Here is a 16,408-nt window from a genome sequence, read left to right as displayed (position 1 = left end):
GGGGCTTTTTTATTACTGCTGCGCCATCGCCTCGTTCACCGCATCCAGCCGTTCCTGCATCGCCGGATGGGTGCTGAGCCAGGCCGGCAGCACCCAGCCGTCAGCCGTCTCGCGTTCAGGCGCCTGCGCCAACGCGCGGTAGATAGCCGCCATTTGCGCCAGCGAACGCCCCTGGCGCTGCATTTCCGCTATCGCGAACGCATCCGCCTCGCGCTCCATCCCGCGTGAAAACTGCATCTCATTCACGAAGGACGCAGACTGCAGCAGCGTGTCGCCGATGCCGCTGACGTCACCGGTCATCCACATCAGCGTCAACGCCACCAGTGACGAACGCACCAACATGCGCATCGGGTGACGATGAGCGTGATGCCCCATCTCATGCAACATCACCGCCGCCAGCCCATCGTCGTTTTTCGACAGGGCGACCAGACTATCGCTGAGCACCAGCGTGCCGTCCGGCAACATAAAGGCGTTCGGCGCACCGGGCACCGCCATCAGCTTCAACGACAGCGGCGTACGCTCCAGGCGCATCTCGGCCGGCATCACCTGCCGGAACAGCTGCTGCAACGCCTGCTGCCGCTCGGCCGGCAATGCGGAGGGTTCAAAACCGCTCTGGCTCAAAAACGTCTGCGTGTGTTCACCCAGCGTCTGTTCCACCGAAGTGGGGATGCGCATGGCGATTTCGTTGCTCGCCCACGGCAGCACGACGTTAACGTAGGCCACGGCGGCCAGCAGCGTCACCAACAGCGCCAGGGCGACGCCGCGTTTATGGCGCTCCAGGCGGTGCACCCAACCCGGCGAACGGCGCTGATAGAACCAGCGGCGAAAGGCCGCGTCGTCGTCCGGCACAAAGCGCGCGCCGTCCTTGAAGGTCAGCGTCAGCGGGATATTGCCCAGCGCCGCAGAGACGGTGATGTCCGCCAAGGGGATGTAACGTTGCTCATCCTGCCGCTGCAGCGTCACGCCCTCGCCGCTTTCATTAACCAACAGGCGAGCCGCCTCACGTGCGGCCCGCCCCGGCAACTGATAGGCGCCCTCGAGGATCATCGGCGCCTCAGAAACTGCCGCCCAGATCCAGCGCCTGCACCGCTTCTTCGGCCACCGCGCTGTTGGCGGTTTCCTGATGCGCCGCGATGTCCAGCAACGCCAGATCGCCTTCGACCGCCGTGCACTCCGCCAGATAACGGGCGTGGCGCACTTCCGCCACCGGCACGGCGAAACCGAGCGAGAACAGGGTGATCAGGGTATTGGTGATCAACAGCCCCATATACGGCAGCGTTTGCATGGAAGAGCGCAATTTTACGTTGCCGTTCAGCGTCGCCTGGTTAAACAGATAGTTGCGTTGGGCGACGACCTGATAGCTGCTGGCGATCAAGGCGCCAATCAGCAGCACCACCATCATCAGCAGCAGGCTGCCAATATTTTCCAACACCAGCAAATCGGCGGTTTCATCCGTCAGCATGCCCATCAATACCATTTGGTACAGGGACAGTATGAACGACCCCATACATACCAGCGCAGCCAACATAAACGGCAGGAAAATGAGCAGGCCGATCAAGGCAAATTTGATAAAGGCCGACTTTTTCAGCTCGGCAATAAACGGCGTTCGGCCGAAGAACAGATTATTAACGTACAGATCGTGCTGCAGCGCGCTAATAATACCGTTGACGGCGGCGAATGCCGGCACGGCCAACAGCAGCGTCAACACCAGCATCAGACCGATGGCGTTGATGCTGTCAAAACCGCTGCCAATGCTGAGCAAAATGATTAAGGCGACATAAAGCCCGATAATCAGTAATAGCGGGCAGAACAGTAACGCCCAATAAGCGCGCCCGGTGCGGCAAACATAATTAAAACGCACGCCGCGATAGCTCGACATAATCGCATTGTAGCGCCAGCTGCGGATAACGATCCACGGCAGCAGGGCAAGCAACACCAGCAAAGCCAGCAGCCCCAGCAGTGGCGTTACCGCCAACAGGATATAAAATACGATGAGGCCGCCGATCACCAACAGCCGCCCTTTCAGAATTTGCAGTGGTTGCGCATGGTAGTCGAAACGATCGCCGTCCAATTCCGTGTTGCCGTAAAAATAGCGGCGGCGGCGTACCGTCGCCCAAGCGGAATAGATGCCCAGGGTCACGATGGTCAATAATGCGTTGACCAACCAAATCGCGAAGTACTCGCCACCTTTCCCATGGAATTTAATCCGGTGCAGCCCCAGCGGCTGCGAGGTATTGCTTGTCATAATTCTTTCGTCCTGAAAGTAATAGGTCATACCACTCCCCGCTTATTCGTCATGCGGGGTTTGCGGAATAAAAAAGCGTCTTATATAAGCACAATGCCGCGAGCAGTGACAATTATTCTTTTATTAAATAGGAATAATGCGAAGGTGGCCGCTTAATGATTTCATTGGCCTATTAATTGTAAGCCTTAAATTATCGGAAGGGGGAGGTAGAGAAGTGCAATGATGAAAATTAAAACAAGGGCCCGCTGCCGGGCCCTTGTCATTTTCGCGATTAGCCGCGGCGCGCTTTCACCGCCGCCGCCAGATCGCGCAGCACGGTTTCGGTGTCCTGCCAGCCGATGCAGCCGTCGGTCACGCTCTTGCCGTAAACCAGCGGTTCGCCGCTTTCGAGGTTCTGGTTACCTTCCACCAGGTGGCTCTCAATCATCACGCCGATGATCGCTTTTTCACCGCCGCTGATCTGCCCGCAAACGTCAGCGCTCACGTCCATCTGCTTTTTGAACTGTTTGCTGCTGTTGGCATGGCTGAAGTCGATCATCACCTGCGCCGGCAGCCCGGCTTTGCTCAGGCCGGCTTTGACGTCTTTCACGTGCGCCGCGCTGTAGTTAGGCTCTTTACCGCCGCGCAGGATAATGTGGCAGTCGCCGTTGCCGCTGGTGTTAACGATAGCCGAGTGGCCCCACTTGGTCACCGACAGGAAGCAGTGCGGCGCACCGGCGGCGTTGATGGCGTCGATCGCCACCTTGATGGTGCCGTCGGTGCCGTTCTTGAAGCCCACCGGGCATGAGAGGCCGGAGGCCAGCTCGCGGTGCACCTGCGATTCCGTGGTGCGCGCGCCGATGGCGCCCCAGCTCATCAGATCCGCCAGGTACTGCGGCGTGATCATGTCGAGGAATTCGCCGGCGGCCGGCAGGCCGCTGTCGTTGATCTCTACCAGCAGCTTGCGCGCCAGGCGCAGACCGTCGTTGATGTTGAAGCTGTTGTCCATCTGCGGATCGTTGATCAGGCCTTTCCAGCCCACGGTGGTGCGCGGTTTTTCGAAGTATACGCGCATGACCACTTCCAGCTCGCCGCTCAGTTCTTCACGCAGCGCCAGCAGGCGCCCCGCGTACTCTTTGGCGGCTTGGGTATCGTGAATAGAGCAAGGGCCAATCACCACCAGCAGGCGATCGTCGCTGCCGCGGAGGATATTGTGAATTGCGCTGCGGGCCTGGGACACCGTCTTTGCTGCGCGTTCAGTGGCCGGGAATTTCTCCAGCAAAGCCACCGGCGGCAGGAGTTCCTTAATATCATTAATGCGTAAATCGTCGTTTTGGTAATTCATAGCTTTTCCATTCGGTATCGAGGGGTATTTCGCAGTGCGTAACGGTGTAGATCCCAACAATCTAGCCTGTGGGAATGGCGCTGTAAATCACCTTTGCCCCCCTCCGCTGGAACCGCCAAATTAACAGCAGATTGTGCTGTTTCATCAGGGGAGCGCAGAGCCTCCTTTTTCGCTATGCTAGCGATCGGAATATAAAACGACCCGAGTTGAACATGCCCTCTCTGTTATTAGTTGATGACCACCCGGTGGTTCATGTCGCACTGGAAGCGGCGCTAATGAAATCATCCCGCCCCTACCGTCTGCAGGCGGCGCAGGACGACGTCCAGGCGCAGGCCCTGCTGGCCGAGGCCGCTTTCGGCCTGGTGATCCTGGATATCGGCCTGCCGCAGGTCGACGGGCTGCAGCTATTGAAAAAAATTCGCCGCCGCTATCCGCAGCAGCCGATCCTGATCTATACCGCGCAGGAAGCGGAGGTCTATGCGCGCATGGCCCATGCCGCCGGCGCCAACGGTTTCGTCAATAAAGGCAGCTCGTTGGCAGAGCTGGTACAGGCGATCGAGCAGGTGCTGGACGGTGAAACCCACTTCCCCGCCGCCGCGCTGGCCGAAGAAGCGCCGACGGCGGACGGTGGGCTGCTCACTCCCAAAGAGCTCGAAGTGCTGGGCTTGCTGAGCCAGGGGCTGTCCAACCTGCAGATCGCCGATCGGCTGCACATCAGCAACAAGACCGTCAGCACGCACAAAAAGAACATCCAGCGCAAAACCGGCGCCGGCAACCTGCTGGAGCTGGTGGCGGTGTTTAAAGAGCTGGCGCCATGATGCGCCGCGCTCTGCTGCTGCTGATCCTGTGGTGCGGTCTGGCGCAGGCGGCGGAGCCGGTGCGCTATCAGCTGGTCAGCAATCTGAATACCCCCGAGAACATGCTGATCGTCGGCGAGAAAAATCCCTGGCGCGACCGAACGCTGCGCATCGGCATCATCAGTGAGAACACCAGCCCGTACAACATCATCGTGGACGACGATCTGTACGGGCTGAACGCCGACTACCTCGGCTATATCCAGCAGGTGACCGGCATTCGCTTCGCCATTTACGGCTTTGCCGATCTGACGCAGCTGGAGCAGGCGCTGCACGACGGCAAGATCGATCTGCTGTACGGCATCCCGCAGAGTGAGGCGCTGCACGGATTGGCGATCTCTCAGCCCTATTACGTCAGCAACCTGCGCGTATTGCGCGATCGCAGCAACGATCGGCCGGTGATGCTCAACTCCGCCAACGCCCGCGTCGCGATCGGCGCGCTGACCGACATGCAGTCCGGCGGCGCTCTGCAGGCGGTGGCATCGCAGATCCAGCGCTACGACAACAATCTGCAGGCGGTCTACTCGCTGCTCAACGGCAGCAGCGACTACTTTATCGCCGACGAGGCCAGCGCCAGCTTTATCATCGACCAACTGCAGCTCGGCCAGCTCTATCAGATTGAAAGCAACGAGAATCTGGGCAACCTGTCCTTCGTGTTCGCCGCCGCCGACTCGCGGCTGATAGACACGCTGGACACCGCCATCGCCGACGCGCCGATGGAGCTGATGAACGCCCTGCAGAGCCGCTGGAGCAAAAAGATCCCCAGCTACCTCGACACCGGCAATGCCGATCTGACGACGATGGAGAAGAATTGGGTGGCGAGCCACCGCGTGGTTTACTACGCCGCCATCGAGAACAACTTCCCGTTCGCCTACCGCGGCTCCGACGGCCAGCCGCGCGGCTACGCCATCGACATTCTCAACATCATCGCGCAAAACACCGGGCTGCGTTTCGCGCCGCTGTGGGCACGCAACGCCGAGCAGGCCGATCAGCTGGTGCAGTCCGGCCAGGCCAGCTTCCGCGCCGCCCTGCCGCTGGCGCGCGGCGTCAAGGCGCGCTACGGCGCCAGCATGCCGATCCACCGTTCACTGTGGGGCGTTTACGTCGGCCAGCATGCTAACGGCATTTCCACCTGGAGCGATTTGGCCGGCCAGCGCATCGGCGTGCTGCAGGGCGATTTGGCGCAGGGGCTGGTGCCGGAGCAGGAGCAGACCGTCAGCTTCGCCGACAGCAAGTCGATGTACGACGCGCTGGCCAACGGCCAGTTGGATGCGCTGGTGGATAACGTCATCTCCGCCAACTTTTTGGCGCTGTCGCGCTATTCCGGCGCCATCAAGCTGGCCTTCGCCGCCAACAACATCCCCTATCCGGTGGCCTTCGGCGTGCGCCGCGATCAGCCGCTGCTCCTGGCGATCCTCGATAAGAACCTGATGCAGATCCCGGCGGACACCCTGCAATCGCTACGCGACGAGTGGATCGTCGATCGCAGCAACCTGATCGACGCGGTGAACGACAACCGCATGCCACCGCAGACCACCTGGCTGCTGGCGCTGCTGGCCGCCGCCACCGTGCTGCTGCTGGCGCTGACGCTGCGCCGTTTCATGCTGCAGCGCCGTGAAAAACGCGAACGCGAAGAGCTCGAGCACGCGCGCCGAAGCGCCGAAGCGGAAAATCGCATGAAGAGCAAATTCCTCGCCACCGTCAGCCACGAGCTGCGCACGCCGATGCACGCCATCCTCGGCCTGCTGGAGCTGGAGCTCAAACGCCAACCCGCGCCGGAAGGCCTGCCGGTGATATATAGTTCGGCCTCTTCGCTGCTCAACCTGCTCAATGACCTGCAGGATCACGCTCGGCTGGAAACCGGTTCGCTGACGCTGGCGCCAAAACCGGTGGCGCTACGCCCCTGGGTCGCGCGCATCGACGCCCTCTACCGACCGCTGATCGGTGAACGGCCGTTGACGCTGAGCGTGGTGGCGGATCCGGCGCTGCCGGAGGCGGTGATTATTGATGGTGAGCGTTTACTTCAGGTGGCTAACAACCTGATAAACAACGCGATAAAGTTCACGCCGCGCGGCACCATTCAGGTCGAGATCGGCTGGCGCGCGCAGGATGAGCGGCAGGGGGAATTGCGATTAGCGGTGAACGACAGCGGCTGCGGTATCGCCGCCGATGAAATAGGCAAGCTGTTCCAACCGTTTTACCGCGCGCGCGGCGCACAACGCATCTCGGTGCAGGGCACCGGTTTGGGACTGTCTATCTGTAAAGAGATCGTCGAACAGATGGGCGGCCGCATCGAGCTGCACTCGCAGCCAGGAGTCGGCACCCGCGTCGAGGTCGCGATACCGGTCGAGCTGAGCGGCGCGGCCCCGGTTACCGCCCCTGAGGAAAGCCCCTTTGCTCTGCCGTCTCCCGCCTTGCGTACCGCGCTGATTGACGATCACCCCACCAATCTGTTGCTTATGGAACGCCAGTTGCGCCACTTCGGGCTGCAACCCGCCCGCTTCGAACAAGGCTATGCGCTGTTGAAAGCCCAGCGCCGTCAACCGTTCGATCTGCTGTTTATCGACTATAACATGCCGCGCCCGGACGGCCTGACGCTGGCCAGGCTGATCCGCCGCGACGAACAGCGGCTGCAACGCCCGCCTTGCCGCATAGTGCTCTGCTCGGCAGACGTGCAGGAGTTTACCCGCATTCCTCCGGGGCTGGTGGCGATCGACCACTTCCTGACCAAACCGATTTCACTGGCGGCGATCGGCCAGGTATTGGCCCAGCAGTCGCAGGCCCAGGAAGAAAAGTCAGTCCTTACTGACCTGCGGCAAACGCTGGCCGAAATGGCAGGTGGCGATCGCGCCATGCTGCAGCGGCTGGCGCAGACGCTCGGCGATACGCTGCGCCAGGACCGGCAGCGGCTCGCGGACGCCGTCGCCGCGAGCGACTGGCCGCACCTGGAGCAGGCGGCGCACCGCATCAAGGGCAGCCTGCTGATGCTGCAGCTGCCGGAAGCCGCGCAGCTGTGCCAGCAGCTGGTGGATACCGCACGTCGGGGCGAGCTTGCCGCCGCCGCTTATACTAAATTAAAGGCGTTAGTGGCGCAGATAGAACCGGAGCTGGACGCCCTGCTCGCCGCCGCCCCCTCTTTCGCTATGCATAAGGATGAATAATGTCGGACACTCCACACGTACACCTGCCGAAAGACAGTAATAGTAAACGCCTACTGACCGCTTTTTTAGTCACCGCCGTCTTTATGGTGGCCGAGGTGGTCGGTGGCCTGTTGTCCGGCTCGCTGGCGCTGTTGGCCGACGCCGGCCATATGTTGACCGATGCCGCCGCGCTGCTGGTGGCGCTGATGGCGGTGCACTTCTCCCAGCGCAAACCCAACGCGCGCCACACCTTCGGCTATTTGCGCCTGACCACCCTGGCGGCCTTCCTCAACGCCGCGGCGCTGCTGGTGATCGTGGTATTCATCCTGTGGGAGGCGATACGGCGTTTCTTCGAACCGCAGCCGGTGATGGGTACGCCAATGCTGATCATCGCCGTAGCGGGGCTGCTGGCGAACCTGTTCGCCTTCTGGCTGCTGCATCGCGGCAGTGAAGAGAAAAATATCAACGTGCGCGCCGCCGCGCTGCATGTGTTGGGCGACCTGCTCGGTTCGGTGGGCGCCATCGTCGCCGCCATCGTCATTCTCGCCACCGGCTGGACGCCGATTGACCCGATCCTGTCGGTGCTGGTCTCCTGTCTGGTGCTGCGCAGTGCCTGGCGGCTGCTGAAGGAGAGTTTCCACGAGCTGTTGGAAGGCACACCGCAGGAGGTCGATATCGCCAAGCTGCAAAAAGACCTGTGCCTGAATATCCCGGAGGTGCGCAACATCCATCACGTGCACGTCTGGCAGATTGGCGAACAGAAGCTGATGACGCTGCATGCGCAGGTGATCCCGCCGCATGATCATGATGGGCTGTTGCAACGCATTCAGGGTTATCTGTTGGAACACTACAAGATTGGCCACGTGACCATTCAGATGGAGTACCGGCACTGCGAGACACCGGACTGCGGTATCAACCGGGCGCCGGAGCCGAGTGAACACTCACATGCCGAAGCGCACTCCCATCTGGGACATCGTCACTAAGCCAAGAGGGCGCCACCACGGCGCCCTCTGCGTTGTTACGGTGCGGAAGAGAGCGGGTTGGAACGGTTGCGCCCGGCGCTCTTGATCCACAGCCAGGAGCCGTTCAGGGCGATCAGCGTCAGAATGACGTATTCCAGCGCCATCGCGTATACCCCCTGGTAGGCGAAGATAGCCACGCTGATGACGTCGATAACCACCCACAGCAGCCAGTTTTCCACGTACTTGCGCGTCATCAGGATCATCGCCACGATGGAGAGCACCATCATCGCCGAATCCCAGAATGGGAACGCGTCCGGCTGCAGCTCAGGCATCTGCACGTTCAGCCCCAGCCCTTGCATCACCGCTACCGCGATCTGCGTCAGCCAAGCGAACACGCGGTCGATGTTAAAGGTCATCAGGCCAATGCCGATGACGCAAACCGCCGCCCAGGCCAACGCTTTCGGTAACGGCAGCCAGCGGATCTGCAGCTCAGCCTGATTATCCTGGGTTTGGCGGCTCCAGGCATACCAACCGTAAATGTTGGCGCCGAAAAAGAACAGCTGCAGCAGCAGGCTGGCGTACAGCTGGATCTGGAAGAAAATCACCGCGAACAGCGTGACGTTGATCAGGCCGAACAGGTAGTTGATGATTTTTTCCTTGCTGGCGTACCAGATGCACAGTAACCCGAACAGCGTGCCGATGGCTTCGATCCACGACAGATCGTAACCGCCCGCGCCAAGCGGAATATGCACCAGAATATTGCTGGTACTGAAGAAGCTCATGAGGTCATCCTTTTAAACGGTTAAGCGTTGCCTTTAACCTGCATCTTAAGCTGAGCGGCGAAATCCAGCATGCGGTTCAGCGGCACCAGGGCCTTCTCACGCAGCGCGGCGTCCACGTGGATCTCATGCTGCGCGCCCCCCTGCTCCAGCCCTTCAGCAATCGCCTTCAGGCCATTCATCGCCATCCACGGGCAATGCGCGCAGCTGCGACAGGTCGCCCCTTCTCCGGCGGTTGGCGCTTCGAACAGCTCCTTGTCCGGGCAGGCCTGCTGCATCTTGTAAAAGATACCGCGATCGGTGGCGACGATCAGCTGTTGATGCGGCAATGTTTTCGCCGCCTGAATCAGTTGGCTGGTCGATCCCACCGCATCCGCCAACTCAACCACCGCCTGTGGCGATTCGGGATGCACCAGGATGGCCGCCTGCGGATAAAGCGCCTTCATGCGCCGCAGCGCCTGAGTCTTGAACTCGTCATGGACAATGCAGGCGCCTTGCCAGCACAGCACGTCGGCGCCGGTCTGCTTCTGCACGTAGCTGCCGAGATGACGATCCGGCGCCCAGATGATCTTCTCGCCCAGGCTGTCCAGGTGTTCGATCAGCTCAACGGCGATGCTGGAAGTGACCACCCAGTCGGCGCGCGCTTTGACCGCCGCCGAGGTGTTCGCATAGACCACCACGGTACGATCGGGGTGTCTGTCGCAAAACGCATGAAACTCCTCTTCCGGGCAGCCCAGATCCAGCGAACATTCGGCAAACAGCGTCGGCATCAGCACCTGCTTTTCTGGGCTGAGGATCTTGGCGGTTTCCCCCATGAAGCGCACGCCGGCCACCAACAGCGTGGAAGCCGGATGGGCGCTGCCGAAGCGCGCCATTTCCAGCGAATCCGCCACGCAGCCGCCGGTTTCTTCCGCCAGCGCCTGGATTTCCGGATCGGTATAATAGTGGGCGACCATCACCGCATTGCGCTGCTTGAGCAGGGTTTTGATCTTCTCGCGATAAAAGGCTTTTTCGGCTACGTCCAGCGGAACCGGTTTAGGCGGGAAGGGGTACACCGCCGCATTGACATCAAACATTTCACTCATCGCTGCAATCTCATGCTAGGCTGGGCGCCTGCCGCGTGAATATCGCCTGCCGCAACGCCCTTCGTTTTATATACTAAACAAAATACCTAAAACCGCGCGAAAAGTCCGCTGATATTTTCATATTTGCGCACCTATTGTTTAATAGATTAAAAATACAGGCATTGCCCGCGCTGTCACGGCGGATAATCGCCTGACGAGGACGTATAGCGTTCAGAGAGGAGCGGGATGATGATCGGTGCGGTGTTGAAACGAGAAAGCAGCAGATTCAGATTGCGATGACGCAGATGCGAAAAAAGCGCCAAAAGGCGCTTTTCTATGAATTGGTGGGTCGTGCAGGATTGATTCGGCCTTTGGCCTCACCCTGCGGGCAACGCTGCGCGTTGTCGTATCGCTGCGCGATGCTCGAACCTGAGCGCAGGATCTCACCCGCACGACTCGGTGAACTCTGTTAGCAAGAGGGTAAAGTAGAGTCTAGTGGCGCAGATGCGAAAAAGCGCCAAAAGGCGCTTTTTTCTGAATTGGTGGGTCGTGCAGGATTGATTCGGCCTTTGGCCTCACCCTGCGGGCAACGCTGCGCGTTGTCGTATCGCTGCGCGATGCTCGAACCTGAGCGCAGGATCTCACCCGCACGACTCGGTGAACTCTGTTAGCAAGAGGGTAAAGTAGAGTCTGGTGGCGCAGATGCGAAAAAAGCGCCAAAAGGCGCTTTTTTCTGAATTGGTGGGTCGTGCAGGATTCGAACCTGCGACCAATTGATTAAAAGTCAACTGCTCTACCAACTGAGCTAACGACCCGCAGTGTGGTGGGTGATGACGGGCTCGAACCGCCGACCCCCTCCGTGTAAAGGAGATGCTCTACCAACTGAGCTAATCACCCACTGCTGTGGTACTGCTATTTTTCACTCTCAAAGAGTGGTGGGTCGTGCAGGATAACTCGGCCTTTGGCCTCGCCCTTGCGGGCCATCACCGGAGTGATGTTGTCTCGCTTTGCGAGACTCGAACCTTTACGGTTCTCATCCTGACGATTTAACACCTTGCTCTATTAAAGAGTGGTGGGTCGTGCAGGATTCGAACCTGCGACCAATTGATTAAAAGTCAACTGCTCTACCAACTGAGCTAACGACCCACTGATGTGGTTTACTGCTGATGGCGAATAGGCTATTGGAACCGACTCGCGGAAAACAAGGATGGGGATGTTCAGGACAACTCGACGGGTACTCGACTCGGACCTTTACTTTGCCACATCAAACCGATTCTGAAGCTGCCATTCTTTCTTAAAGAATGGTGGGTCGTGCAGGATAACTCGGCCTTTGGCCTCGCCCTTGCGGGCCATCACCGGAGTGATGTTGTCTCGCTTCGCGAGACTCGAACCTTTACGGTTCTCATCCTTTACGATTCTCTATCGCAGCCATTCTTAAAGAATGGTGGGTCGTGCAGGATTCGAACCTGCGACCAATTGATTAAAAGTCAACTGCTCTACCAACTGAGCTAACGACCCATAACAGTGGTGGGTGATGACGGGCTCGAACCGCCGACCCCCTCCGTGTAAAGGAGATGCTCTACCAACTGAGCTAATCACCCACTGTTGTGGTTACTGCTACTTCAGAAATTGGTGGGTCGTGCAGGATGACTCGGCCTTTGGCCTCGCCCTGACGGGCCATCACTTCGTGATGTTATCCTTCCCGATTCCACTTCATTTCTTGCTTCAAAATTGGTGGGTCGTGCAGGATTCGAACCTGCGACCAATTGATTAAAAGTCAACTGCTCTACCAACTGAGCTAACGACCCAATTTCCCTGCCGCTTTAACATCTTGCAAGATGTCTTGGCAACGGCGGCATATATTACTAATTTATCTTGGCAGCGCAACCTAAATTTTTGACTGATGCGTTCAACTGCTTGTTCTTCACGCGAATGAGCCCAGAAATCGGTCAAATCGACTAACTTCTGGGCTCATTTTTCTGACTGTTAACCGCCTACGCGACTTTTCGCCTGTTTGGCCGCCGCACTGGTTGGGTATTGTTTAATCACCTGCTGGAACACGGCTTTGGCTTTATCGGCCTGCCCTTTCTCCTGCATGATGATACCCACCTTGTACATGGCGTCCGGCGCCTTCGGTGATTTAGCGTAATTCTTCACCACCACCGCAAAATAGTAGGCCGCGTCGTCTTTTTTACCCTTGTTGTAGAACAACTGGCCCAGCCAATAGTTGGCGTTAGGCTGGTAGGTAGACTTCGGGTACTGTTTTACGAAGGACTGAAAGGCGGAAATCGCCTGGTCATACTGTTTTTTTTCCAGCGCCAGAGAAACAGCGGCGTTGTAGTCGCTGTTCTCATCACCGCCGCTCGGCGTTGCAGAAGCGGCTGCAGGCGCGCTGCCGCCCGCATCGGAAGATGCGCCTGCGGCTGCCCCACCGGCAGCGCCCGCGGCCGCAGAAGCGCTCTGAGCGCCGCCCTGGCTGAGGCTATCCATCTGTTGATAGATTTGCTTCTGGCGTTCAACCACCTGATTCAACTGATACTGGCTTTCCTGGATTTGCCCACGGAGAGAATCAATGTCGCGTTGGTTATCAGAGAGTTGTTGCTGGAGTTGATTTAAAAGCTGGCCTTGAGCATTACTGATGCGCTCAAGCGAGGTGACGCGGTCTTCGACCGAGCCGGAGCCGACATTACTGATTGGCGCTTGGGCAGTAGCGGCCCAAGGGGCCGCTACGCCAACCAGTAACGACAGACTCAACAGGTGACGTCTGAAGTTACTGTTCATGCGATTCTCTTAGTAAACCAGAACGGCACGACGGTTTTTAGCATAAGCCGCTTCGTCGTGGCCCAGTACTGCTGGTTTTTCTTTACCGTAAGAAACGATAGAGATCTGGTCAGCGGAAACGCCTTTACCCTGCAGGTACATTTTAACGGCGTTAGCACGGCGCTCACCCAGAGCGATGTTGTATTCCGGCGTGCCGCGTTCGTCAGCGTGGCCTTCAACGGTCACTTTGTAAGACGGGTTGTTACGCAGGAATGCAGCGTGCGCGTCCAGCATCTGAGCGAATTCGGAGCTTACGTCATACTTGTCCAGGCCGAAGTAAACAATGTTGTTCTTCTGCAGTTCTTGCATCTGCAGACGAGCTTGTTCTTCGGAAGACAGGTTGCTGCTGCCGTTTTCCATACCAGTGCCAGCGCCCATACCAGATTGGTCGTTGTTCGCGCTTTTGTTAGAACTACAAGCTGCTACAGCCAGAACTGGCAGTGCCAGCAGAAGCCCTTTCAGCACTTTGTTCAGTTGCATTTCTTTGATCCTTTTATAGTTTGCCATACATATTTACACATGCATCACAGATACGGCGACCAGGCAGGGAATTTGACCTGTCCATCAGTTGCCGGAAGACGCGCTTTGAAACGCCCATCAGTTGACACCAACTGCAGCACGGAGCCCATACCTTGCGTGGAGCTATAGATCACCATGGTGCCGTTTGGCGCAATACTAGGCGTTTCATCCAGGAAGGTGCCGGTCAAAACCTGAACGGCGCCCGATCCAAGATCTTGTTTGGCGATGTGTTGTGCACCACTGTTGGTGCTCACCATCACCAGGAATTTACCGTCGGAGCTGACTTCAGAATCCTGATTCTGAGCGCCTTCCCACGTCAGACGCTGTGCGGCACCGCCGCTGGCGCTGATTTTATAAATCTGCGGACGCCCGCCCTGGTCGGAGGTAAACGCCAGAGACTGGCCATCCGGGAACCAGGTCGGTTCGGTGTTGTTGTTGCGGCCATCGGTCAGTTGCGTGATCTGGCCGGAGCCGAGGTTCATCACGTACAGGTTCAGGCTGCCGCTCTTGGACAGCGCGAAGGCCAGCTTGCTGCCGTCCGGCGAGAACGCTGGCGCACCGTTGTGGCGCGGGAACGAGGCGATCTGGCGGATAGCGCCGTTAGCCAGGGTCTGCACCACCAGCGCGGAACGGCCGCTCTCGAAGGTCACGTAAGCCAGTTTGCTGCCGTCCGGCGACCAGGCCGGTGACATCAGCGGCTCAGGCGAACGGTGCACCGTGAACTGGTTATAACCGTCGTAATCCGCTACGCGCAGCTCATACGGGAATTTCCCGCCGTTGGTCTGCACGACGTAGGCGATACGGGTACGGAACGCGCCCTTGATGCCGGTCAGCTTCTCGAACACTTCGTCGCTGGCAGTATGGGCAGAATAACGCAACCATTGTTTGGTCACTTTATACTGGTTCTGCGCCAAAACGGTGCCCGGCGAACCCGAGGTATCCACCAGCTGGTAGGAGATCAGGTAGCTGCCGTCAGCGCCAGGTTGAACCTGGCCGACAACCACGGCGTCGATGCCCAGCGCAGTCCAGGCCGCCGGCGTCACTTCAGACGCGGAGGTCGGTTGCTGCGGCATGCGCGCCACGTCGATCGGGTTGAATTTGCCGCTGTTGCGCAGATCCGCGCCGACAATCTTGCCGATATCCTCCGGCGGCGTGCCTGGGCCCGCCCATTTAAACGGCACCACGCCAATCGGACGAGCGGAGTCGACCCCTTGGGTGATTTCAATGCGAACTTCCGCGTGCAGCACGGACGCCCACAGAATTAAAAAACCTAGCGCTACTCGAAATGCCTGCTTCATCTCATCTCCCTTATCCAGGCGGGATGCCTGCGATAAATTAGCAGAATTTTAACAAACCAACTTACGTAAAACTACATAATCCCTGTTGGTTACCTTAGTACATCCCTGTGATATCACTCACTCAATCAACCGTTATTGCGGCTTGAATTCAAGGATAGAATTCTTAAAGTGCTGATAAACGGCATCGCTCGGCGGCTTCGGTATATGCGCCAACTTGGCGGCAGACACCGCTGCTTGGCACAGTGCAGGATCGCCCCCCGCCGCTTGTACGCTTATCAGCAGGCCGTCCGGCGCCAGCTTGATACGCAGATCGCAGGTTTTGCCGGCGAACGAACTGGCGTCATAGAACTTGCTCTGAATCGCCCCTTGAATCTGCCCCATATAACCGCTGATATCCGCCCCGCTGGCCCCAGCCGCTTTGGCATTGCCCTGCCCGGTCGGTTTACCGTCGCCCTTCGATTTGGCGCCGCCGCCTTTCGGCGCGTTCTTGCCGTCCGCCAGGCCGCCAAACAGATCGCTAACTTCATCCGATTGTTTCGCAGCCTCAGCGGCGGCCTTCTTCTTGGCGTCCGCAGCGGCTTTCTTGGCTGCCGCAGCTTTCTCAGCGGCGGCCGCTTTCTTCTCTGCCTCGGCGGCAGCCTTCTTCTCGGCTTCCGCTGCGGCTTTCTTCTCGGCTTCAGCGGCCGCTTTCTTCTCTGCGGCCTCTGCGGCTTTTTGCTCTGCGGCGGCGGCGGCAGCTTTCTTCGCCTCTTCCGCCTGTTTCTTGGCGGCGGCAGCGGCGGCAGCTTCTTTCTTGGCTTCCGCTTCGGCTTTCTTCTGCGCGTCCGCCTGCGCCTTGGCGACCTTGTCCGCTTCGGCCTTCGCCTTAGCGGCGGCGGCTTCGGCGACCTTCTGTTGCTCTTTGGCCTTGGCTGCGGCGGCTTCCGCCGCTTTTTGCTGCTCGGCGGCCTGTTTCTGCTGCTCCGCTGCCTTCTGCTGTTGCTCAGCCTGCGCCTTGGCGTCCTGCGCAGCTTTCTCCTGCGCCGCCAAACGCTCTTTCTCCAGCTCTTTCAGGCGCTGTTGCTGCTCCGCCTGCTTCTGCTGAAGCTCTTCGGCCTGTTGCTCCGCCTTTTTCTGGCGCTGCTTCTCGGCACGCTGCGCATCGTTGCTCTGCTGCTGCTGGCGGTTGTATTGCTCCACCACCGCGCCAGGATCGACCATCACTGCGCCCACCACGGTGCCATCACCGCCACCGCCGGCGCCCATGTCGACCTTTTCCTGCAGCGATCCCCAAATCAGCAGGGCAATCAATATGAAGTGCAGAACGACCGAAACAATAACGGCGCGGTTCAGCTTATCGTTTTGCTCAGTTGCCTTTACCAAAATAGATTCCCAAAAACTGGTGTTGCTTATACGGGGTTCCT

General features: G+C 58.9%; 12 protein-coding genes, 6 tRNA genes and 4 other RNA genes. 3 read left to right on the top strand and 19 right to left on the bottom strand.

What is annotated here, in order from left to right; genetic code table 11:
* Positions 1-12: 12 nt before the first annotated feature.
* From C9411_RS14215 to aroG, 3 genes are all read right to left on the bottom strand, one after another.
* Positions 13-1,047 (bottom strand): M48 family metallopeptidase, encoded by a 1,035-nt coding sequence (locus C9411_RS14215; RefSeq protein WP_107227295.1) that lies wholly within the window; start codon positions 1,045-1,047, stop codon positions 13-15.
* Positions 1,048-1,054: 7 nt separating this feature from the next.
* Entirely contained in the window at positions 1,055-2,245 is a 1,191-nt protein-coding gene (locus C9411_RS14210; RefSeq protein ID WP_107227315.1) for a YjgN family protein, read from the bottom strand.
* A gap of 271 nt (positions 2,246-2,516) precedes the next feature.
* The gene (gene aroG, locus C9411_RS14205) at positions 2,517-3,569 is read right to left on the bottom strand and encodes a 3-deoxy-7-phosphoheptulonate synthase AroG (protein ID WP_016928717.1); all 1,053 of its coding nucleotides are present in this window, start codon (positions 3,567-3,569) and stop codon (positions 2,517-2,519) included.
* A gap of 212 nt (positions 3,570-3,781) precedes the next feature.
* Here aroG and C9411_RS14200 point away from each other — a divergent pair, with 212 nt between their 5' ends.
* The 3 genes from C9411_RS14200 to zitB are packed head-to-tail and all read left to right on the top strand — an operon-like array spanning position 3,782 to position 8,546.
* On the top strand, positions 3,782-4,387 hold the full coding sequence (locus C9411_RS14200) for a response regulator transcription factor (RefSeq protein ID WP_063991120.1): 606 nt from the start codon (positions 3,782-3,784) through the stop codon (positions 4,385-4,387).
* Positions 4,384-7,584 carry a transporter substrate-binding domain-containing protein gene (locus tag C9411_RS14195; RefSeq protein WP_107227294.1) on the top strand — a complete coding sequence of 1,067 codons (3,201 nt, stop codon included), beginning with the start codon at positions 4,384-4,386 and terminating at the stop codon, positions 7,582-7,584. Before C9411_RS14200 ends, C9411_RS14195 begins: the two co-directional genes overlap by 4 nt.
* Positions 7,584-8,546, top strand: coding sequence for a CDF family zinc transporter ZitB (zitB, locus tag C9411_RS14190; protein ID WP_063991118.1), 963 nt, complete (start codon positions 7,584-7,586; stop codon positions 8,544-8,546). Before C9411_RS14195 ends, zitB begins: the two co-directional genes overlap by 1 nt.
* A 35-nt stretch (positions 8,547-8,581) precedes the next feature.
* On the opposite strand, the gene pnuC is transcribed toward zitB, so the two are convergent.
* The 16 genes from pnuC to tolA all read right to left on the bottom strand — a co-directional run bounded on the left by pnuC (position 8,582) and on the right by tolA (position 16,367).
* Positions 8,582-9,307 (bottom strand): nicotinamide riboside transporter PnuC, encoded by a 726-nt coding sequence (gene pnuC, locus C9411_RS14185; RefSeq protein WP_048232945.1) that lies wholly within the window; start codon positions 9,305-9,307, stop codon positions 8,582-8,584.
* Positions 9,308-9,327: 20 nt separating this feature from the next.
* Positions 9,328-10,389: a quinolinate synthase NadA gene (gene nadA, locus C9411_RS14180; protein WP_033642201.1), complete on the bottom strand. Its 1,062-nt coding sequence runs from the start codon at positions 10,387-10,389 to the stop codon at positions 9,328-9,330.
* Between the two features lie 321 nt (positions 10,390-10,710).
* Positions 10,711-10,835: non-coding RNA, RtT sRNA (locus C9411_RS14175), on the bottom strand.
* A 73-nt stretch (positions 10,836-10,908) separates the two neighbouring features.
* A non-coding RNA gene (locus C9411_RS14170) (RtT sRNA) lies at positions 10,909-11,033 on the bottom strand.
* 74 nt (positions 11,034-11,107) lie between these two features.
* A tRNA-Lys gene (locus C9411_RS14165) sits at positions 11,108-11,183 on the bottom strand.
* 6 nt (positions 11,184-11,189) lie between these two features.
* A tRNA-Val gene (locus C9411_RS14160) sits at positions 11,190-11,265 on the bottom strand.
* 36 nt (positions 11,266-11,301) lie between these two features.
* Positions 11,302-11,425: non-coding RNA, RtT sRNA (locus C9411_RS14155), on the bottom strand.
* Between the two features lie 13 nt (positions 11,426-11,438).
* A tRNA-Lys gene (locus C9411_RS14150) sits at positions 11,439-11,514 on the bottom strand.
* A gap of 156 nt (positions 11,515-11,670) precedes the next feature.
* Positions 11,671-11,795, bottom strand: a non-coding RNA gene (locus tag C9411_RS14145) — RtT sRNA.
* A 15-nt stretch (positions 11,796-11,810) separates the two neighbouring features.
* Positions 11,811-11,886 (bottom strand) — tRNA-Lys (locus C9411_RS14140).
* Between the two features lie 7 nt (positions 11,887-11,893).
* Positions 11,894-11,969 (bottom strand) — tRNA-Val (locus C9411_RS14135).
* A 131-nt stretch (positions 11,970-12,100) separates the two neighbouring features.
* Positions 12,101-12,176, bottom strand: a tRNA-Lys gene (locus tag C9411_RS14130).
* A 178-nt stretch (positions 12,177-12,354) separates the two neighbouring features.
* A complete protein-coding gene (gene cpoB, locus C9411_RS14125) occupies positions 12,355-13,149 on the bottom strand; it encodes a cell division protein CpoB (protein WP_033647153.1) in 795 nt (264 codons plus the stop codon).
* A gap of 9 nt (positions 13,150-13,158) precedes the next feature.
* Positions 13,159-13,668 (bottom strand): peptidoglycan-associated lipoprotein Pal, encoded by a 510-nt coding sequence (gene pal / locus C9411_RS14120; protein ID WP_025160033.1) that lies wholly within the window; start codon positions 13,666-13,668, stop codon positions 13,159-13,161.
* Between the two features lie 44 nt (positions 13,669-13,712).
* On the bottom strand, positions 13,713-15,005 hold the full coding sequence (gene tolB, locus C9411_RS14115) for a Tol-Pal system beta propeller repeat protein TolB (RefSeq protein ID WP_033655159.1): 1,293 nt from the start codon (positions 15,003-15,005) through the stop codon (positions 13,713-13,715).
* 132 nt (positions 15,006-15,137) lie between these two features.
* Positions 15,138-16,367 carry a cell envelope integrity protein TolA gene (gene tolA / locus C9411_RS14110; RefSeq protein ID WP_107227293.1) on the bottom strand — a complete coding sequence of 410 codons (1,230 nt, stop codon included), beginning with the start codon at positions 16,365-16,367 and terminating at the stop codon, positions 15,138-15,140.
* Positions 16,368-16,408: the final 41 nt, after the last annotated feature.

This window comes from Serratia sp. Nf2, from assembly GCF_003028435.1.
Taxonomy (GTDB): Bacteria; Pseudomonadota; Gammaproteobacteria; order Enterobacterales; family Enterobacteriaceae; genus Serratia; species Serratia marcescens_L.
The sequence above is the reverse complement of the archived record's forward strand: the minus strand, read 5'-3'. Positions and strand labels throughout refer to the sequence as shown.